Source organism: Methylobacterium sp. TK31, assembly GCF_055361545.1.
Genome location: NZ_CM143964.1, coordinates 3418971 through 3439469, shown reverse-complemented (window position 1 = coordinate 3439469; position 20499 = coordinate 3418971). Strand labels below are relative to the sequence as shown.

At 71.8% G+C, this 20499-nt stretch carries 13 protein-coding genes; 6 read left to right on the top strand and 7 right to left on the bottom strand.

Features of this window, described 5'->3' with window-relative positions:
* Nucleotides 1-108: 108 nt before the first annotated feature.
* Both eat and ACXJY8_RS15905 read right to left on the bottom strand, forming a co-directional pair.
* Entirely contained in the window at nucleotides 109-1485 is a 1377-nt protein-coding gene (gene eat, locus ACXJY8_RS15910) for an ethanolamine permease (protein ID WP_463770524.1), read from the bottom strand.
* Nucleotides 1486-1558: 73 nt separating this feature from the next.
* Complete coding sequence (locus ACXJY8_RS15905; protein ID WP_463770522.1) at nucleotides 1559-2758, bottom strand: ceramide glucosyltransferase; 1200 nt, start codon at nucleotides 2756-2758, stop codon at nucleotides 1559-1561.
* Between the two features lie 143 nt (nucleotides 2759-2901).
* Between ACXJY8_RS15905 and ACXJY8_RS15900 the strand changes: the two genes are divergently transcribed.
* Entirely contained in the window at nucleotides 2902-3894 is a 993-nt protein-coding gene (locus ACXJY8_RS15900) for an NAD(P)/FAD-dependent oxidoreductase (RefSeq protein ID WP_463770520.1), read from the top strand.
* Nucleotides 3891-4793 carry a histone deacetylase family protein gene (locus tag ACXJY8_RS15895; RefSeq protein WP_463770518.1) on the top strand — a complete coding sequence of 301 codons (903 nt, stop codon included), beginning with the start codon at nucleotides 3891-3893 and terminating at the stop codon, nucleotides 4791-4793. The genes ACXJY8_RS15900 and ACXJY8_RS15895 overlap by 4 nt, the downstream gene beginning before the upstream one ends.
* 8 nt (nucleotides 4794-4801) lie before the next feature.
* On the opposite strand, the gene ACXJY8_RS15890 is transcribed toward ACXJY8_RS15895, so the two are convergent.
* Complete coding sequence (locus ACXJY8_RS15890; RefSeq protein ID WP_463770516.1) at nucleotides 4802-7792, bottom strand: PAS domain-containing protein; 2991 nt, start codon at nucleotides 7790-7792, stop codon at nucleotides 4802-4804.
* A gap of 386 nt (nucleotides 7793-8178) precedes the next feature.
* Nucleotides 8179-8751, bottom strand: a complete 573-nt coding sequence (locus tag ACXJY8_RS15885; protein ID WP_463770514.1) for a TetR/AcrR family transcriptional regulator — start codon at nucleotides 8749-8751, stop codon at nucleotides 8179-8181.
* A gap of 329 nt (nucleotides 8752-9080) precedes the next feature.
* Here ACXJY8_RS15885 and ACXJY8_RS15880 point away from each other — a divergent pair, with 329 nt between their 5' ends.
* The 3 genes from ACXJY8_RS15880 (at nucleotide 9081) to ACXJY8_RS15870 (ending at nucleotide 14450) form a co-directional block, all read left to right on the top strand.
* On the top strand, nucleotides 9081-10202 hold the full coding sequence (locus ACXJY8_RS15880; RefSeq protein WP_463780690.1) for an efflux RND transporter periplasmic adaptor subunit: 1122 nt from the start codon (nucleotides 9081-9083) through the stop codon (nucleotides 10200-10202).
* Nucleotides 10199-11275: an efflux RND transporter periplasmic adaptor subunit gene (locus ACXJY8_RS15875; protein WP_463770512.1), complete on the top strand. Its 1077-nt coding sequence runs from the start codon at nucleotides 10199-10201 to the stop codon at nucleotides 11273-11275. The genes ACXJY8_RS15880 and ACXJY8_RS15875 overlap by 4 nt, the downstream gene beginning before the upstream one ends.
* Nucleotides 11276-11336: 61 nt before the next feature.
* Nucleotides 11337-14450, top strand: coding sequence for an efflux RND transporter permease subunit (locus ACXJY8_RS15870; protein ID WP_463770510.1), 3114 nt, complete (start codon nucleotides 11337-11339; stop codon nucleotides 14448-14450).
* Nucleotides 14451-14472: 22 nt separating this feature from the next.
* On the opposite strand, the gene tsaA is transcribed toward ACXJY8_RS15870, so the two are convergent.
* A complete protein-coding gene (gene tsaA / locus ACXJY8_RS15865; protein WP_463770508.1) occupies nucleotides 14473-14970 on the bottom strand; it encodes a tRNA (N6-threonylcarbamoyladenosine(37)-N6)-methyltransferase TrmO in 498 nt (165 codons plus the stop codon).
* A 95-nt stretch (nucleotides 14971-15065) separates the two neighbouring features.
* Nucleotides 15066-17345, bottom strand: coding sequence for a bifunctional diguanylate cyclase/phosphodiesterase (locus ACXJY8_RS15860; protein ID WP_463770506.1), 2280 nt, complete (start codon nucleotides 17343-17345; stop codon nucleotides 15066-15068).
* Between the two features lie 355 nt (nucleotides 17346-17700).
* Between ACXJY8_RS15860 and ACXJY8_RS15855 the strand changes: the two genes are divergently transcribed.
* The gene (locus tag ACXJY8_RS15855; protein ID WP_463770504.1) at nucleotides 17701-19194 is read left to right on the top strand and encodes an AMP nucleosidase; all 1494 of its coding nucleotides are present in this window, start codon (nucleotides 17701-17703) and stop codon (nucleotides 19192-19194) included.
* Between the two features lie 10 nt (nucleotides 19195-19204).
* On the opposite strand, the gene ACXJY8_RS15850 is transcribed toward ACXJY8_RS15855, so the two are convergent.
* Complete coding sequence (locus ACXJY8_RS15850; RefSeq protein WP_463770502.1) at nucleotides 19205-20485, bottom strand: ATP-binding protein; 1281 nt, start codon at nucleotides 20483-20485, stop codon at nucleotides 19205-19207.
* Nucleotides 20486-20499: the final 14 nt, after the last annotated feature.

Here is a 20499-nt window from a genome sequence, read left to right as displayed (position 1 = left end):
GGGTGATCGAGCGATGCTCACGTGACCCTGCGCGGAATCCTCGATCCATTGAGGCTCGAAGAACCTCAGCCGGGAGGGCGCGGAACGTCGTTGGGCCATGCCACGCCCTCACAGCACCGGATCGTAGGCCGGCTTGCCCACCACCGCGCCCGGGGTCGCCAGCCACTTCGAGGCGAGCACGGCCAGGACCATGACGGCGAGGAAGATCGCGAAGATCGCCGGGTTGTAGATCACCAGGGCGACGAAGCAGATCGCCGCCATCAGCAGGGCGAAGGCGGGCGCGGCGGGGTAGAGCGGCGCGCGGTACGGCCGGGCGAGGTCCGGCTCGGCCCGGCGGAGCCGGAACAGGCTCGCCATGCTCATGCCGTACATCACCAGCGCGCCGAACACCGCCATGGTGACGATGCTGGCGGTGAGCGACTGCCCGGCGATGGTGACGAGGTTGTCGCTGTAGATCGCCGCGATCCCGACCACGCCCCCGGCGAGGGTGGCGATGTGGGGCGTGCGGTAGCGCGGATGCACCCGGGCGAGGCCGCGGGGCAGGAAGCCGGCCCGGGCGAGCGCGAAGATCTGGCGCGAATACCCCATGATGATGCCGTGGAACGAGGCGACGAGGCCGAACAGGCCGAGCCAGACCAGCATGTGCAGCCAGCCGCTGGATTCGCCGACCACACCCTTCATCGCCTGGGGCAGGGGGTCGTTGAGGTTGCTCAGGGTTCGCCAGTCGCCCGCACCGCCGGCGAAGATCATCACCCCGAAGGCCAGGGCCGTCAGGGTCAGCACGCCGGTGATGTAGGCGACCGGGATGGTGCGCTTCGGGTCCTTGGCTTCCTCGGCGGCCATCGCCACGCCCTCGATGGCGAGGAAGAACCAGATCGCGAACGGGATCGCGGCGAACATGCCGCCGATGGCCGGCAGGCCGAACGTGTCCGTGCCGGCCCAGCCGTTGGCGGCGAAATTCGACCAGGCGAAGGCCGGTGCGACGACGCCCATGAAGACGAGGAGCTCGGCCACCGCCAGGATCGTCACGAAGAGCTCGAAGGTGGCGGCGATCTGTACGCCGACGATGTTCAGGGTCATGAAGACGAGGTAGGCGCCCAGAGCCGCGTGCTTCGGGTCGAGGCTCGGGAACTGCACGTTGAGATAGGCGCCGATCGCCAGGGCGATGGCGGGCGGGGCGAAGACGAACTCGATCAGCGTCGCGTAGCCGGCGATGCAGCCGCCCACCGGCCCGAAGGCCCGCCGGCTGTAGGCGAAGGGGCCGCCGGCCTGCGGGATCGCGGTGGTCAGTTCGGTGAAGCTGAAGATGAAGGCGACGTACATCGCCGCCACCGCCGTGGTGGTGATCAGGAAGCCGAGGGTGCCGGCGGAGGCCCAGCCGTAGCTCCAGCCGAAATACTCCCCCGAGATCACGAGCCCGACCGCGATGCCCCAGAGGTGGAAGGCGTTCAGGCCCTTGTGGAGTCCCTCGGTCTCGGTCTGCATGGCCCTGGCCCCTTCGGTCCGCCCGCTGCGGGCGGTGGACCGCGAAGCAAGAGCGCTGCCGCCGCGGCCGCCCTCAGGCCGCGCTGGCGCCCGGCCGCAGCCGCCGCCACGGTTTGCGGCCCGAGGGTTCGGGCGCCTTCGCCCGGATGTCCATGGGGTTGCCGCGCCAGACGATGGCCCCGCGCATCCAGGCGCCGGTCCAGAGGAACGGGATCAGGGCATCGCGGATCAGGAAGGCGAGGAGGAGCCGGGGGTGCCGGTACCAGCCCGCCCGGGCCGCCAGGACGATCTCGGCCCCATACCAGAGCCCGATGAGCCCGAGGAGGAGGGTCGCCAGCGCGAGGGACGGCACGGCCGCCAGGGCGATGGCGAAGGGCAGGAGCGGGCCGCAGCCGATCTCGGGGGCGAAGAACAGCGGGAACGTCACCCGGCGCAGGCGGGCCCAGCGCAGCTGCCGCGACCAGATTTCCGCAAGGCTGCGGCGCCCGAGGGGCTGATCGAAGGGGTCGGCCACGAGGTGGACCCGGGCGCCCGCCGCGCGCACGAGCTTCGTCGCCGCCGCATCCTCGGCGATCTCGGCCGCCAGCGCCCGGATGCCGCCGCGCGCCTCGAGGAACGGCTTGTGCCAGAGCATGCTCTTGCCCTGGGCGAAGCCGAGGCCGAGGGCTTCCCCGGTATATTGCCAGCGCGCCTGCAGGGTGTTGAGGAAGGCGCATTCCACCGCGGCGAACAGGCCGGTGGGGCGGGCGCCGATCGGCGTCGAGCAGACGAGGCCGGTATCGGGGCGCCAGGCCGCCTGCAGCTGTTGTAGGTAGTCCGGCGGCATCGCGACGTTCGAGTCGGCGAGCACGACCCAGTCGTGGCGGGCCGCCTCCCAGCCGCGGACGCAGTTGTTGAGCTTCGGGTTGTCGCTGATCCGCTCGTCGCCGACGATCAGGCGCGCGGGCACCTGCGGATTGCCCGCCATCAGGCGCTCCAGGAGCGGGACGATGGGATCGGCGCCGTTGGCGACGCAGAAGATCAGCTCGTAGGCGGGATGGGCGAGGTGGAAGCCGCGGGTCAGCAGCTCCTCGCTGAAGGGCTCGACGCCGCAGACCGGCCGGACCAGGGAGACCGGGGCGCCGGCCGGGAACACCGACGCGCCGTTGCGCCGTCCGATCCGCAGGGCCGCCACCGCGATGCCCACGAGATTGATCAGCGTCAGGGCGACGCACAACCCGAGCGCGACGGCGGCGCTCGGCTCCGACAGGTCCCGCAACGCCTGATCCCACATCCGCGACGTCTCCCGTTCGCGTGGTCCCGAAATCGCGGCCGGTCGCGGATCGGACACCGCGTCGCGTCCCCGGCTGCACAGCGCCCCTAACAGCCGCGATGCTTCAGTCGTATGACAACCCGGGACGACGGCGGGAGACACGGGTGGCGGAACCGGTGCGGGTGGCGATCGTGGGGGCCGGGATGGCGGGGGCGAGCGCGGCGCGCCGCCTCCACGAGGCCGGGTATCCCGTCGCGGTGTTCGACAAGGGCCGGCAGCCCGGCGGCCGCATGGCGCACCGCCGCGACCGCGAGACCGGCCTCGCCTTCGATCACGGCGCGCAGGTGATCCGGGCGCACGGCCCCGCCTTCCGCGCCCGACTCGCCGACTGGGAGACCCGCGGCCTCGTCGCGCCCTACGACGCCGCCGGCAGCGTCACCGCCGTTCCCGATATGACCGCGCCCGTGCGCGACCTCCTCGCCGGGCTCGACGTCCAGGTCGGCCGCACCGTCACGGCGCTGGCCCGAAGCGGACGCGGCTGGCGGGTTGCCCTGGCGGAGGCCGGCGAGGACCGGACCTTCGACGCGGTGCTGCTGACGCTGCCGGGTCCGCAGGCCCTGCGCCTCCTCGCGGCGAGCGGCCACGCGCTGCCCGGCATCGAGCGGGCCTCCTACGCGCCCTGCTGGTCGCTGATGCTGGCGCTCGGACAGGACCTCGCGATCCCGGGCGACGGCTTCCCTGGCGATATCTTCCCGGGCGACGTCTTCCCGGGTGACGTCCTGCGCCCCGCGACGGGGCCCATCGCCGCCCTGTTCCGCGAGGGCGTGAAGCCCGGGCGGCCGGCGACGCCGCCCGCCTATACCGTCCATGCCACGCCCGGCTGGTCGAGGGCCCATCTCGAGGAGACGCCGGAGGCGGTGGAGGCGGCCCTGCTCGCGGCCGTCGGCGACCTGTCCGGCGGGGTCGTCGCCCCCATCCGGGCCCGCGCCCATCGCTGGCGCTACGCCCTCGTGGAGGAGACCTGCGGCGCGCCCTGCCTCTACGATCCGGATCGGCGCCTCGGCTATGCCGGCGACGGCTGCCTCGGGCCGCGGATCGAGGCCGCCTACGACAGCGGGCTCGCCCTGGCGGACCGGCTGATCGCGGATTTTCGATGAGCCTGCCCATCGTCTTCCATCCGGCCTACGAGGCGACCCTGCCGGAGGGACATCGCTTCCCCATGCGCAAGTACGGGCGCCTGGCCGAGCTCCTGGTGGAGCAGGGTCTGGTGCCGGACGGCTTCGCCCGGCCCGAGCCCGCCGGCGCCGATCTCCTGGCCGCCGCCCATGACCGCGCCTACGTGGAGGCGGTGCTCGCCCTCGACGTCTCCCGCGAGATCGAGCGCAACATCGGCCTGCCGGTGGGCGCCTCCGTCGTCGCCCGTTCCTGCGCCTCGGTGGGGGGCACCCTGCTGGCGGCCCGCCTCGCCCTGGCGCACGGCCTCGCCGGCAGCACGGCCGGCGGCAGCCACCATGCGCGGCGCGAGACCGGTGCCGGCTTCTGCATCTTCAACGACGTGGCCGTGGCCGCCCGCACCCTACATGCCGAGGGCACCATCGCCCGCGCCCTCGTGGTCGATTGCGACGTCCACCAGGGCGACGGCACCGCCGATTGCCTCAGCGGGACGCCCGACCTCTTCACCCTCTCGATCCATGCCGAGAAGAACTACCCGACGCGCAAGATCGCCGGCGACCGGGATGTCGGGCTGCCGGACGGCCTCGACGACGCCGGCTACCTCGCCGTCCTGGCCGCCCATGTCGGGCCGCTGCTCGATGCCCTGCAGCCCGACATCGTGTTCTACAATGCGGGGGTCGATCCCCACCGCGACGACCGGCTCGGGCGTCTCGACCTCACCGATGCGGGCCTGCTGGCCCGCGACCGCTTCGTGGTCGGCGAGGCGCGCCGGCGCGGCGTTCCCTTCGTCGGGGTCATCGGCGGCGGCTACTCCACCGACATCGACGCCCTCGCGGCCCGCCACGCCCTGGTCTTCTCGGCGATGGCCGAGCGTGCGGCCTGACCGGCCCCTCAGGATTCCGACAGGGCCGCGTGCCGGGCGACGATCCGGTTGATCGTCCGGCCGAGCTGCTCGGCGGAATAGGGCTTGTGTAGGAGTTCGAAGCCGTGGGCATCCTCCTGGGCCAGGATATGGCTGTAGCCGGAGGCGAGCAGCACCGGCAGGTCCGGCCTGCGTCGCCGCAGTTCCTCCGCCAGGGCGACGCCGCCCATGCCGGGCATGACCACGTCCGAGACGACGATGTCGAAGGGCGTGGTCTCGCCCTCCACCTCCGCCAGCGCACTCTCGGCATCGGTGTGCCAGGTCGGGCGATAGCCGAAATCCTCCAGGATCTGGCGCGCGAACCGGCCGATCTCGAGGTTGTCCTCGACGAGAAGCACGCGCAGCCCGTCCCCCGACACGGCGGGATACGCCGGGGCGGCGCCCGTCGGGACGGCCGGGAGGGCCGCGACCTCCGGCAGGTAGAGCGTGAAGGTCGTGCCGGCTCCGGGCGTGCTCGCCACCGCGATGTCGCCGCCCGACTGCTTGGCGAAGCCGAAGACCTGGGACAGCCCGAGCCCGGTGCCCTTGCCCACGCCCTTGGTGGTGAAGAACGGCTCGAAGATCCGGTCGAGATGCTCCGGCGGGATGCCGCTGCCGGTGTCGGTGAGCGAGATCGCCGCGAACCGGTCCGCCGCGCCGCCTCCGTGGCTGCGCAGGGGCGGCGGGGGCGCCCGGCATTCGAGCCGGATGGTCAGGGTGCCGCGCTCCTCCATCGCGTCCCGGGCGTTGACGGCCATGTTGATCAGGGCGGTCTCGAACTGGCTGAGATCCGCGCGGATGTGGCAGGTCTGGGCGGGCAGGTCGGTGACGACCCGGATGCGGGCCCCCGTCACCGTCTCCAGGAGTTCGGCCACGACGACGAGCCGTGCCCGGACGTCGAACACCTCGGGCTTGAGCGCCTGGCGCCGCGCGAAGGCGAGGAGCTGGCCGGTGAGCTTGGCGGCCCGGTCGACGGTCTCGGAGACCGCGTCGAGGTAGCGGCTCTTGCGCGCCTCGGGCAGGTCCGGCCGGCGCAGGAAGTCCACCGAGGAGCGGATGATGGTCAGGAGGTTGTTGAAGTCGTGGGCGACGCCGCCGGTGAGCTGGCCCACCGCCTCCATCTTCTGCGCCTGCCGCAGGGCCTCGTGGGTCTGCTCCAGCTCCGCCGTGCGCCCCGCCACGCGCTCCTCGAGGGTCGCGTTCAGCTCGCGCAGGGCCGCCTCGGCCTCCGCCTGCGCATAGGCCGACCAGGTCCGCGCCGCGACCTCCATGGTCAGGCGCACCTCCTCGTCGGTCCAGTGGCGCGGCGCGGCGGAATGCACGTAGAACACGCCGCCGAGGGTCAGGGGGCCGCCGTCCCGCCCCCGCATCATCGGCGCCAGGATCAGCGCCCGGGTGCCGATGCTGTTCCAGGTCGCCTGGAACGCCGGCCCCGCGGTCCGTGGGTCGGTCCGGCAATCGGTGACCACCAGGGTCTCGCCCCGGCGCAGCTGCGCGATCAGGATGGGGCCGAAGGCGTCGAGCACCCGGGTCTCGCCGGCGAGCGACGCCATGCGCCCGTCACACCAGTCGCGCTCGACCGAGACGACCTCGCCCCCGTTCTGGAGGTGTCCGTAGCCCGTCCGCCCGACGCCCAGATGCGCCCCGAGGCTGGCCGCGGCGATCATCTTCACCTCCAGGGGCGCGCTCGCGGCCCGCAGGCGGTCGCCGAGCGCGATCTGGAAGTGCAGGTGGCCCTCGGCGGCCTTGCGCGCCGAGATGTCGATGGTCGTGCCCAGCGCCCGGACGCAGGCCCCGGCGGCGTCGAACACGCCCCGGCCCTTCACGGCGATCCAGCGTAGCCGCCCGTCGTCGCGCCCGAGGGTGCGGTACTCGACGTCGTAGTTGGCCCGCAGAGCCGGATCGAGAGCCGAGGCGAAGGCCGCGCGGGTGGCCTCCAGGTCCTCCGGGTGCAGGCCGGCATAGAAGTCGTCCAGGGTCACGGACGCCTCCGGGGGGAGGCCGAACATCGCCTTGGTCCGCTCCGACCAGACCAGCGTATTCCCCACCGTGTCGAGGTCCCAGGTCCCGATCTCGGCCGCCTCGGTGGCGAGGCGCAGCTGCTCCTCGCGCCGCTGCAGGCGCATCTCGGCCTGCTTGCGGTCGTGGATGTCCTCGACCACGCCGTACCAGCGCAGGATCGCGCCGTCCTCGGTCCGCCGCGGGTAGGCCCGCGCCCGCATCCAGTGGTGTTCGCCCGTGGCGAGGCGGAGGCGGTAGTCGACGTCCACCGGCTCCCCGGAGGCGATCGAGGCGCCGAACACCGCGAGGGCCCGCGGCAGGTCCTCGGGGTGGACCGCCCGGGTCCAGCCGTCGCCCAGCGGTTCGCCCGGCGCCTGTCCGGTCAGGGTGAGCCAGCGCGTGGCGTAGGAGGTGATGTTTCCGGCGGCATCGCAGGTCCAGGGCACCTGCGGGTTCAGTTCGACCGCGTGACGGTAATGGTCCTCGCTCTCGCGCAGGGCGGCCTCGCCCAGGACGCGGTCGGTGGTCTCCGCGGTGATGCAGAACAGCCCGTTGATCGCCCCGGCATCGTCGTAGACGGGCGAGTAGGTGAAGGACCACCAGCTCTCCTCGGCCCGGCCCGAGCGGGCGAGATCGAGCTTCATGTCGGTGAGGGTGCGGCTCTCGCCGGCGAGGGTGGCCTCGACCAGCGGGCCGATGTCGTCCCAGATATTGCCCCAAACCGCGCGGAACGGGCGCCCGAGGGCGTTCGGCAGGCGGTAGCCGAGCATCGGCCGGTAGGCGTCGTTGTAGAAGCAGAGCAGGTCCGGCCCCCAGGCCAGGAACATCGGCCGGGGACAGGCGAGCATCAGGGCCAGCGTGTTGCGCAGGGCCGGCGGCCAAGTCTCCGGCGGGCCGAGCGTCGTCCCCGACCAGTCGTGGGTACGGATCTCGGCGCCGGTGACGCTGCCCGCGTCGAGGAACGCCAGGGCGCCGCTCACGCGTCCCGCGATCCGCAGCTTTCGCTCCCGGTCGGGGTCAGGAACGGTCGGGCGATCGAATCGGCAGGTCCGGCGAGCATGATCGAGGCCTAGCGCGTCCCTGCCGGATCGTACAGCGGCGATCCGGTCACGGGCAGAACAGATTTCGGAATGTCCAACTAAATCCGCCGCGCCGGACTCTTCGGGCGCGCCGATCGGGAAGCGTTGCACGCTGTCCGGGAAGTATCGGCCAGGATCCGATCCGGTGAATCGGCGGAAACCATCTTGGCGGGCGCGGTCCCGCGAGGGGTCCGCGGCCGGGCCGACCTCGGACAATACGGCGCGCGGGCCCGTGTCGGCTGCCCGTCAACAGTGTTCGGGACCGGACGGGCGCGGACGTGCGGTCCTCAAGTCCGCGCGTCCGCCTTCGGCAGCGTCTGGGCGGCGTGCTCCATGGCGTCGAACAGTCTCTCCAGTTCCGGTCCCTCCAGGCAGTGGAAGCCCAGGGTCCGGGTCAGCAGGAGGCCGAGGGTGGCGAAGGTCAGCATCGCGCCGGCGCCGGGGCAGCAGGCCACGTCCTCCATCTGGGCGAGGCGCTGCTTGAGGAAGGCGTTGAAGCCCGCGAAGGCCTCGGGATTCTCGGCGGAGGCGAGCAGCAGGGCGCGGGGAAACCCATCCTCGTCGGCATAGACCTGACGCGCATGGGCGATCAGCGCCAGGGGGAGGGCGGCCGCGTTCGCACCCTGCTCGGCCTCGTGGGCGGCCACGCTCTCGCGGATCTCGCGCAGCTTGCGCTCGGCCAGCGCGGAGATCAGCGCGTCCTTCGAGGCGTAGTGGTGCAGCACGCCGCCCTTGCTGAGCGAGGCCTCGGCCGCCACCGCGTCGATGGTGAGGGTGCGCGTGCCCATGCGCCGGATCAGGCGTTCGGCGGCGTCGAGGATCACCAGGGGCCGGTCTTCGCGGCGGGTGCGCGCCTTCATCGTCGACAATCCGGCTGGTTCGCCAGCGGTTTCGGGGCAGGGGATCCGCTGCCCGGGCCGGCGAGATGATCGTTCACAGCGAGGGAGATACTGGGGAACGCCGGCGTAGGAAAGACGATCCGGCGAAAAAAGAAACCGTCTGGACGGTCGGTAGCGGAGCCGATATGGGAGGCGCGACGCAGGGGTCTTTCGAGTTCGAGGACGCGATGGTGGGTTGGCTGATCGTGGGGCCGCGCGGATGGGGACGCGTGACCCGGATGCCCGTGGTCCTGATGCCCTTGGCCCGGACTCCCTTGGCCCGGATTCCCGCGGCCCCGGTGCTCGTGACCATGCTGCTCCTGGCCTGTGCCGGCGCGATACCGTCCGCGTGGGGCGCGGACGGAACGCCCCAGGAGGCGCCCAAGCCCGAGGCAGCGCCCAAGCCCGCGGGTTCGAAGACCGCGAGCCCCGCCGTCGCGGTGGTGCGGACGGCCGTGGCGCGCGCCAGCACGATCGCCTCCGACCTCATCTTCACCGGCGACATCCAGGCCCAGTCGCAGGTGAACGTCGCCTTCCGCACCAACGGCAAGATCGCCAAGCGCCTCGTGGAGGTCGGTGACCACGTCACCGCCGATCAGGTGCTGGCCAAGCTCGATCCGCAGGAGCAGCGGGCCAACCTGAACAACGCCCAGGCCGCGCTCACCTCCGCCGAGGCGCTGCTGACCCAGGCCAAGCTCAACTTCAAGCGCCAGGAGCAGCTCCTCGCCAGCGGCTACACCACCCGCCCGAGCTACGACGATGCCGAGCAGCAATTACGGACCACGCAGGCCTCGGTGGATTCGGCGAAGGCGGCCCTCGGCAGCGCCGAGGAGCAGTTCTCCTACACGGACCTGAAGGCCGGCGTGGACGGGATCGTGCTGAGCCGCACCTTCGAGGTCGGCCAGGTCGTGCAGACGGGCCAGACCGTGCTGGCGATGGCCCAGGACGGCCCGCGCGACGCCGTCTTCAACATCTTCGAGGCGGTGCTGGCCGCGCCCCCCGAGAGCAAGACCGTGGAGGTCACGCTGCAGGCCGATCCGCGCATCCGGGCGATCGGCCGGGTCCGCGAGATCTCGCCCAGCGTCGATGCCGCCTCCGGCACCGTGCGGGTCAAGGTCGGGCTCGACGAGACTCCCAGGGCCATGAGCCTCGGCGCCGTGGTCATCGGCACCGGCAAGTTCCGGCCGCGCCAGGCGATCGTGCTGCCCTGGTCGGCCCTCTACCGCTGGGAGAACGGCCCGGCGGTCTGGGTGCGCGACCCGGCCAGCGGCACCGTCGCGCCGCGCCTCGTCACGATCGAGCGCTACGGACCCAACACCATCGCCCTGAAGGACGGCGTCGAGCCCGGCGAGGAGGTCGTCATCGCGGGCATCCAGCTCCTGCGGCCGGGTCAGGCCGTCGCCGTCGCCGAGACCCTGGAGGCGACCCGATGATCCGCCCGGCCCTGCGCGTCCTCGCGCTCGCCCTGCCGCTCGGCGCCTGCCACGCCGCCGAGGAGGCCGCCCCGCCGCCCCCGGTGCGGCCCGTGCTGGTCCGGGTCGTCAAGCCGGTCACCGCCCAGGTCTTCGGCCCCTTCGCGGGCGTGGTGGCGCCGCGCTACCAGTCGGAGATCGGCTTCCAGATCGCCGGGCGCATGATCGCCCGCGACGTCACCATGGGCGACATCGTCCACAAGGGCCAGCGCATCGCGGCCCTCGACCCCGTGGTGACGCGCTTCGCCCTGACCCGGGCCGAGGCGGATCTGGCCGACGCCAAGGCTCAGGCCGAGAACGCCAGCGCCACGGAATCCCGCCGCCGGCGCCTGCTGGCCGGCGGCAACGTCACCCAGGCCCAGCTCGACACCGCCGTGGCCAGCCGCGACACCGCCCAGGCCCGCGTCTCGCAAGCCGAGGCGAACCTGCAGCGGGCCCAGGACCAGATGGGCTATACCGAGCTGCACGCGGATTTCGACGGCGTCGTCACGGTGCGCAGCGCCGAGGTCGGGCAGGTGCTCAGCGCGGGCCAGGCGGTGGCGACCCTGGCCCGGCCGGAGGAGCGCGAGGCCGTGGTCGACATCCCGGAGGAGCTCATCGGGACGATGCCCACGGACGGCCAGTTCACCGTGGCGCTCCAGAGCGCCCCGGACGTGACGGCGGCGGCGCGGGTGCGCGAGATCGCGCCCTTCGCCGACCAGACCACGCGGACCCGGCGCATCCGCATGACCCTGATCCGGCCCTCGGAGGCCTTCCGCCTGGGCTCGACCCTCACCGTCACCCTGGCCCGGGCCGAGCGGCCCCATGTCGAGCTGCCCGCCACGGTGGTGCTGACCGAGGACGGCCGCGACGCGGTCTGGGTCGTCGCGCCGGACGGGAAGAGCGTGCGCAAGCGGCCCGTCACCGTCACGCGGCGCGACGCGAACGGCGTCAGCATCGGCGCGGGCCTCAACGCCGGCGACCGCGTGGTCCTGGCCGGGGTCCATTCCCTCACGGACGGGCAGGCCGTGCGCCTGCCCGACCAGGCGCCCTGATCCCCGCGGGCCAGACGCCGTCCATCATCAGCCGCCACCCCGGTGAGGCGAGAGCAATTCCGTGAAGACCTTCAATCTCTCCGAATGGGCACTGGAGCACCGCTCCTTCGTCTGGTTCCTGATGCTGATCTCGGTGGTGGCCGGCTTCCTGGCCTACGAGCGCCTCGGCCGCGAGGAGGACCCGCCCTTCGCGATCAAGACCATGATCGTGCAGGCGCGCTGGCCGGGCGCCACCATCAGCGACACCCTCGATCAGGTCACCGAGCGGATCGAGAAGGAATTGCAGCAGATCGACGCCGTCGATTTCAGCCGCAGCTACACCACGCCGGGCCAGGCCACGGTGTTCGTTCAGCTGCGCGAGACGACGCCGCCCAAGACCATTCCGGCGATCTTCTACCAGGTGCGCAAGCGCATCGGCGACATCCAGAACACCTTCCCGCAGGGGATCCAGGGGCCGTTCTTCAACGACGAGTTCGGTGACGTCTTCGGCAACGTCTACGCCTTCACGGCCGACGGCGTGACCCAGCGCCAGCTGCGCGACTACGTCGAGCGGGTCCGCGCCGAGGTGAAGAAGGTGCCGTCCGCGGGCAAGATGCAGCTCCTCGGCGCGCAGGACGAGGTGATCTACCTCGACTTCTCCACCCGCAAGCTCGCCGGCCTCGGCCTCGACACCAACTCGGTCATCCGCACCCTGCAGTCGCAGAACGCCATCGCGCCCTCCGGCGTGATCCAGGCGGGACCGGAGCGGGTCTCCGTCCGGGTCGGCGGCCAGTTCGTCAACGAGGAGAGCCTGCGGGCCGTCAACCTGCGGGTGAACGACCGCTTCTTCCGCCTCTCGGACGTCGCCGAGATCTCCCGCGGCTTCACCGACCCGCCCACCGACCTGTTCCGCTTCAACGGCCAGCCGGCCATCGGCCTCGCCATCGCCATGCAGCCCTCCGGCAACCTGCTCACCTTCGGCCACGACCTGAAGGAGCGGATGCGCAAGCTCGAGGGCGAGCTGCCGGTGGGCGTCGGCATCCACCTCGTCTCGGACCAGCCCAGAATCGTCGAGGAGGCGGTGGGCGGCTTCACCAAGGCCCTGGTCGAGGCGGTGGTGATCGTGCTGGCGGTGAGCTTCATCTCGCTCGGCTGGCGCGCCGGCCTCGTGGTCTCGCTGTCGATCCCGCTGGTGCTCGCCATCGTGTTCGTGATCATGCAGACCATGGGCGTCACCCTCCAGCGCATCTCGCTGGGCGCCCTCATCATCGCGCTCGGCCTCCTCGTCGACGACGCGATGATCACGGTGGAGATGATGGTCGCGCGCCTGGAGGTCGGCGACAGCCTGAAGAAGGCCGCGACCTTCGCCTACACCTCCACCGCCTTCCCGATGCTCACCGGCACCCTGGTGACCGTGGCGGGCTTCCTGCCCATCGGCTTCAACGGCTCGTCGGCGGGCGAGTACACCTACTCGCTCTTCGTCGTCATCGCCGCCTCGCTCCTGGTCTCCTGGGTGGTGGCGGTGCTGTTCGCGCCCCTCATCGGCGTGAAGCTCCTGCCGAAGCAGATCAAGCACAAGGACCACGACGCCCCGAGCCGGTCGATGCGGATCTTCACCGGGATGCTGCTGGGCGCCATGCGCTGGCGCTGGACCACCGTGATCGTCTGCGTGGGCATGCTCGGCGCCGCGATCGTCGGCATGGGCTTCGTGCAGCAGCAGTTCTTTCCGGCCTCCGACCGGCCCGAACTCCTCGTCGACATGACGCTGCCGCAGAACGCCAGCATCGCTGAGACCAAGGGCCAGATGGACCGCTTCGAGGCGACCCTGGTGGGCGACCCCGAGATCGTGCGCTGGTCCTCCTACGTGGGCCAGGGCGCGGTGCGCTTCTACCTGCCCCTCGACCAGCAGCTCGGCAACGCCTTCTTCGGCCAGATCGTGATCGAGACGAAGTCGATCGAGGCGCGCGAGCGCATGAAGCTGAAGCTCGACACGCTCGCGCGCGAGAAGTTCGTCGGCACCGACTTCCTGATCCACTCGCTCGACCTCGGGCCGCCGGTGGGGCGCCCGGTGCAGTACCGCCTCAGCGGCCCCGACCTGCAGACTCTACGGGCCTACGCCCTCACCCTCGGCAACATCGTCGGCGGAAACCCGCATCTCGACGTGCCGACCTTCGACTGGAACGAGCCCGGCAAGGTGCTCAAGGTCGACATCATCCAGGACAAGGCGCGCCAGCTCGGCGTGACCTCGGAGGACATCGCCGGCCTCCTCAACGGCATCGTGGGCGGCCGGTCGATCACCCAGGTCCGGGACTCGATCTACCTCGTCAACGTGGTCGCCCGGGCGCAGGCGGTGGAGCGCAACTCCCTCGACACGCTCCAGAGCCTGCAGGTGCCGCTGGCCAACGGCAGCGTGGTGCCGCTGCTGGCCTTCGCCACCATCGGCTACGAGCTGGAGCAGCCTATCGTCTGGCGCCGCGACCGCCTACCGACCATCACGGTGCGGGCCTCGATCTCCGACGACACCCAGCCCGCCACGGTGGTGAGCCAGCTCGACGAGAAGATCACCGCGTTCAGCAGGAGCCTGCCGGACGGCTACGTGCTGGCGGTGGGCGGCGCCGTGGAGGAGAGCGCCAAGGGTCAGGGACCGATCGCGGCCGTGGCGCCGGTGATGCTGCTGACCATGGCGATGTTCCTGATGATCCAGCTCCAGAGCTTCCAGAAGCTCTTCCTGGTGGCGAGCGTGGCGCCGCTGGGGCTGATCGGCGTCGCCATCGCGCTGCTCGCCTTCAACAAGCCGATGGGCTTCGTGGCGATCCTGGGCGTGCTGGCGCTGATCGGCATCATCGTGCGCAACTCGGTGATCCTGGTGACCCAGATCGACGAGTACGAGCGCGACGGCCTGCCGCCGTGGGACGCGGTGGTGGACGCCACCTGCCACCGGATGCGCCCGATCCTGCTCACGGCGGCGGCCGCCAGCCTCGGCCTCGTCCCCATCGCCCGCGAGGTGTTCTGGGGGCCGATGGCCTACGCGATGATCGGCGGCATCCTGGCGGCGACCTTCCTGACGCTGTTCTTCCTGCCCGCCCTCTATGTCGGCTGGTACCGGATCAAGGCGCCGCCGAAGGGCACCCCGCGCAAGGTCCACGGCGCGGACGGACAGGTCCACGGCGCCGCGGAACCGGCGCGGGCGGGCTGATCCGCCAAGCCCGGGCGGCGCCTCAGCGCGGCGCCGTCCCGGCCCGGTCCACCGTGGCGCCGGGACGCGAATCCGTGGTCGCGAAATAAGGCTTGATGTCGAGGAGCGGGGTTCCGTCGCGGCAATCGAGGCCGCGCACCCGCAGGGTCGCCCCGTCCCGCTCCAGGAGTTCGACCACCGAGAGGGCGATGGGGTTGGGGCGCACCGGCGAGCGCAGGGAGAAGGTGCCCCGGCCGCCCTCCGCGTGGCGGGGGCGCTGGATCGCGAGGTCGCGGGCGGCCTCGTCCATCCAGTAGAGCACGATGAGGTGGCTCGCGCCCTCGACGTTCTGGAGGGCCTCCGAGAAGGGCGCCTCGACCGCCAGTGTGCAGACCGCGTCCGTCTTCAGGCCGTTCTTCGGGCATTCGCCCCGCGTCGCCCAGGGCGTGCGGATGCGGCCGATGAAGTAGAGCCCGGCATCGAAGCTGTCGGGCAGCGGGATCGCCGCCTCGCCGGGGCGATGTCCGGTCTCGTCGTCCATGATGCGCCTTTCCAGGATTGCCGACCGTTGCGCCGGGCGCACGGTTTCGGGCAAGCGGGCGCCGGGGGCAAGCGGAGGCCGAAGCCCGGCCCGGCTCAGGCGGCGACGGGCGCGCGTTGCCGGGTGCCGCCCGTCTGCTGCTCGAAGCCGCCGATCGGCCCGGGCCGGCCGATGAAGTAGCCCTGCGCGGCGTGGCACTTCTCGGCGACGAGGAAGCCGAGCTCCTCGACCGTCTCCACGCCCTCAGCGATGACCGGCAGGCCGAGGCCCGCCCCGAGCCCCAGCACCGAGCGCACGATGGCGGCCGCCTGCGGGTTGGAATCCACCGCGGCGATGAAGGAGCCGTCGATCTTGATGGTGTCGAAGGGGAACAGCCGCAGGTTCGAGAGCGACGAGTAGCCGGTGCCGAAATCATCCATGGCGATGCGCAGGCCCAGGGCCTTGAGCTGGCGCAGGTTGGTCAGGGCGCGGTCGGGATCGCGGATCAGGGCCGTCTCGGTGATCTCGAGTTCGAGGCGCGCCGGGTCGAGGCCGGTCTCGGCCAGGATCGCCTGGACCGCCGGGGCGAAGCCCGCATCGTGGACCTGCACGCCCGAGACGTTCACCGCGACGCTGAGCGGTACGCCCCAGCGCGCGGCCTCGCGGCAGGCCTCCCGCAGCACCCAGGCGCCGATCTCCCGGATCAGCCCGCTCTCCTCGGCGATGGGGATGAACACCGCGGGCGAGACGAAGCCGCGGGCGGGCTGGTGCCAGCGCAGCAGCACCTCGAACCCGATTACCGTCCCGGTCCGGGTCTCGATCTGCGGCTGGTAGACGAGGCGCAGCTGGTCCTCCGCCAGGGCGCGGCGCAGCTGCTTCTCCAGGAGGCGGCGCTCGCGCACGTCGTGCCCGACCGAGGCCTCGAAGAAGCGGTAGTTCCCGCGTCCCTCCGCCTTGGCGAGGAGGAGGGCGGTGTCGGCGGCGTTGAGGAGGTCGTTGCGGTCGCGGGCATCGTCGGGGAACACCGCGATGCCGATCGTGGCGGCCGGAACCGGCTCGCCCTGGGCCGCACCCTCGGCCGCCGCCTGCAGGCTCGCCCGGATCTCCTCCGCGAGGCGGCCGGCGGCCACCGCATGGGTGCAGGGCGTCAGCACCGCGAACTCGTCGCCGCCGATGCGGGCGATCATCTGCGTCGCGTCGAGGAGGCCGCCCAGGAGGCGGCCGACCCGGACCAGCGTGCCGTCGCCGATGGCGTTGCCGAACAGGTCGTTGATTTCCTTGAACCCGTCGAGATTGATGTGGAGCAGGGCGAGGCGGCCGCCGGAGGCCGCCGCGCGCCGGAGCCCCTCGTCCAGGCCCGAATGGAAGTGCTGCCGGTTGGGCAGGCCGGTGAGCGGGTCGTGGCCGACAAGGAACTGGATCTGGCGCTCGGCCCGCCGGCGCGTCGTCAGATCGCGCACCGCGAGCGCGACGTGCGGCGTGCGCCCATAGGCGATGGGCCGCATGATCAGCTCCACCGGCAGGGCGGAGCCGTCCGTGCGGTAGAGGGTGCCCTCCACCGCCTCGTCGCGTCCCGCCTCCAGGCTCCGGAGCGTCCCGGCATCGGGGATGAAGTGGGACAGGGACACCCCGTCGAGGCTGCGCGCCTCCGTGCCCGTGAGGGCCGCGAAGCTGTCGTTGGCGCTGACGATGACGCCGTCCTGGCAGATCACGAGGCCTTCCACGGCGGCGTTGGCGAGGCTGAGCAGGCGCCCGCGATAGATCTCGCGCTGGCGGTTGCGCAGGTCGAGACCCAGCGTCGTGCAGGCCAGGATCAGGATCGTGAGGCTCGCGAGCCCCACCGGCAGCGCGAGCCAGAGCGGCTTCACCGTCTCCTCGGGCACCAGCACCCGCGGGTCCGGCACCAGGGTCAGGGCGGTCATCCCGATGAGGTGGTGGGAGCAGATCGCGCCGGCGAGGCAGGCGGCGCCGACGATCCGGGCCCGGGGCCGTACGCCGGTCAGTCCGATCCAGAGGGCCGCCATGGCGAGCCCGACGCCGGCGAGGAGGGAGAGCGCCACCAGGCCCGGATGCCATTCCATGTGCCCGGCGACCTGATAGGCCGCCATGCCGGTGTAGTGCATCGTCGCGATGCCGAGCCCGACGATCGCGCCGCCCGCGAGGGGGGCGACGCGGGCGTTCCAGAACACCGAGGTGGCCAGGCCGATCCCGCTCAGCAGGATGGCGAACACCAGCGACAGCACCGTCAGACCGGCGGCATAGGCCGCGTCCAGGCCGGGATCGGAGGCCAGCATGCTCAGGAAATGGGTCGCCCAGATCCCCGAGCCGCCGCCGACCGCCGCGACCGCGACCCAGCCGCTGCGCCAGCCGGTCCGGGTCTGCTTCGCGTGATGCACCAGCGCAATCGTAGACGTCGTCGCGAGCGCGCAAATGATCGCCGCGAGGACCATCAGCCAAGGATCATTTTCAGCAATGAAGCAACCGATGGCTGTGAGCATCGACGCGCTGTTCTCCCTACCGTCGCCGCTTATGCTGACCCGAGAACCCAGTTTTCATCTCGATGAGACGAATTGGATGCCTTGCATATGTTAATGGAATCATAGGCGCAGCAAAATGGTTGGTGGTTGACAAACGGACAATTGGGAAACGTCTCCGCCGCGGGCGCCGGAGGGCATCACGGAAGCTGCGCGTTCGCCTCCGGTGTCCCCCGGGTGTAAGACCCTCCGGACCGAGATTTGGCCAGGAGGCACCGTGATCCGCGACGAGCTGCGACCGATGGAGTCCGTCTCCGACCCCGAGACCGCGGTGGACCGCCTCGCGGCCCTGCATGCCGGGGCGATCGAGGCTCTGCGGTCGGCCCTCGCGCGCTATCTCGACGGCGGGCCGCCGCCGGACGCCACCGAGCGGCTGCAGTTCCGCTATCCGGAGCTGCGCCTGACCTACCAGCCCACCGGCCCGATGCCGCAGGTCTCGCGCGCCACGGCCAAGCTCCAGGCGCCGGGCACCTACGCCACCACCGTAACCCAGCCGGCGCATTTCCGCGGCTACCTGCTGGAGCAGCTGCGGCCCCTGGTGCGGGACTACGCGGTCACCCTCGAGGTCGGCCTCAGCGCCCAGGAGATCCCCTATCCCTACGTGATCGAGCCGGGCGCCGATCTCGGGCGCAGCGGCGTCACGCCCCGGGACCTCGCCACCTACTTCCCCGTGCCGCTGCTCTCGGTGGTGGGCGACGAGATCGCCGACGGCCTCTGGCACGATCTGCCCGACGCGCCGCGTCCGCTCGCCCTGTTCGACGCGATCCGCACCGATTACTCGCTCCGCCGCCTCGTGCACTACACCGGCAGCGACTGGGGCGACGTGCAGCCCTGGATCCTGCTGACCAACTACCACCGCTACGTCGACGGCTTCATCCGCCACGGGCTCGAGCGCCTCGCCCGCGGCGACGAAGGCTTCGAGCGGATGATCCTGCCGGGCGGCGTCACCGTCTCGCGGGCCGAGGCGGCGTCGGTCGATCCCTCCGCGCTCATCGCCGCCTCGCCCTGGCACAAGTACCAGATGCCGGCCTACCACCTCGTGGCGCGCGGGCCCGACGGGAGCCAGCAGGGCACCACCCTGGTGAATATCGGCGTCGGCCCGTCCAACGCGAAGACGATCACCGACCACCTCGCGGTCCTGCGCCCGCATTGCTGGCTGATGGTCGGGCATTGCGGCGGCCTGCGCCAGTCGCAGACCATCGGCGACTACGTCCTCGCCCACGGCTACCTGCGCCGCGACCGCATCCTCGACGAACTGGTGCCGCCCGACGTGCCGGTGCCCGCCCTGGCCGAGGTGCAGCTCGCCCTCCAGGCGGCGGCCGCCCACATCACCGGCGAGAAGAGCGAGGCCCTCAAGCGCCGGCTCCGGACCGGAACGGTCGTCACCTACGACGACCGCAACTGGGAGCTCCGCTTCAGCCAGGAGCGGCGGCGCATCAACCTTTCCCGCGCCATCGGCGTCGACATGGAGAGCGGCACCATCGCGGCCCAGGGCTACCGCCTGCGGGTTCCCTACGGCACCCTGCTCTGCGTCTCCGACAAGCCGCTGCACGGCGAGATCAAGCTGCCGGGCGCCGCCAACGCCTTCTACGAGCGCGCGGTGGCCGAGCACCTGCTGATCGGGCTCGCCGCCCTCGACAACCTACGGGCCGAGCGCCACGGCCTGCATTCGCGCAAGCTGCGCAGCTTCGACGAGCCGCCGTTCCGGTAGCGGGTCGCCGTCACGCCGGTTCGGCCAGGGCCTCCCGGGTCTCTGCGGGCTCGAATTCCGGAAAGATCGCCCGCACGGTGGTGCCCTCGTCGGGCACGCTCTCGATGATCAGCCGGCCCTGGTGCCGGTTGACGATGTGCTTGACGATGGCGAGCCCGAGGCCGGTGCCGCCCTGGTCGCGGCTCGAGGCGACGTCGACCCGGTAGAACCGCTCGGTCAGGCGCGGGATGTGCTCGGCGGCGATCCCCGGCCCGTGATCGCGCACCGACAGCTCGACGCCGGTGCGCCCGCTGGCGGCGTCCTCCTGGCGCCGGAGCGCGACCTCGACGCGTCCCCCGCTGCCGCCGTATCTCACCGCGTTCTCGATCAGGTTCTCGACCACCCGCAGCAACTCGTCGCGCTCGCCGAGGATGGGGAAGGCGCCCTCGGCCGCGACGCTCAGCACCACGCCGCGGTCCCGGGCCAGCGGCCCCTGCGTGTCCACCATCTGCCGGGCGATCCGGGTCAGGTCGACGGGCCGCGTCGGCGCCACGTGCTCGCGCAACTCGATCCGCGACAGCGACAGGAGGTCGTCGACGAGGCGCGCCATCCGCTGCGCCTGGGTCTTCATGATGCCGAGGAAGCGCTCCCGCGCCGGCGGATCGTTGCGGGCCGGCCCCTGCAGCGTCTCGATGAAGCCGAGGAGGGAGGCCAGCGGCGTGCGCAGCTCGTGGCTGGCATTGGCGACGAAATCGACCCGCATCGCCTCCAGGCGCCGCGCCGAGGTGAGGTCGCGCAGGAACAGCACGACGTTCGGCTGCCCACCCACCACGCCGTCCGGCATCGGCAGGGCGCCGATCTGCACCTCGAAGGCGCGCTCGGTGGGCACGCGCGTGGCATAGAGGGTCTTGAGCGGGGCGCCGGTGCGCAGGACCTCCTCGATCCCGTCGAGGACGTCGGGCGCGCGCAGGGCGAAGGAGAGCGGGTGTCGCAGCTTCAGCGCCGGCAGCAGGGCGCGGGCGGCGGGATTGACCTCGATCACCACGGCGCGGCGGTCGACCAGGATCACGGGGTCGGGAATGTTGGCGAGCAGCGCCTCCGCCACCGAGTGGCGGCTGGTGCCGGGGCTCTCGGGGACGCGCACGATGCGGGTGCGCCCGAGGCCGCCGATGACGCCGCCGAGGCAGAGGACGACGACGGAGGCCGCGACCGTCGGGCCGTCGAGGGTGCCCCGTCCCGCGGCGAACACCCCGAGGCCCAGGGTCGCGACGGCGGCGGCGGTCCAGGATGATCGGCGCGCGCCCCGTGCCATGCGGACCCTCCCGG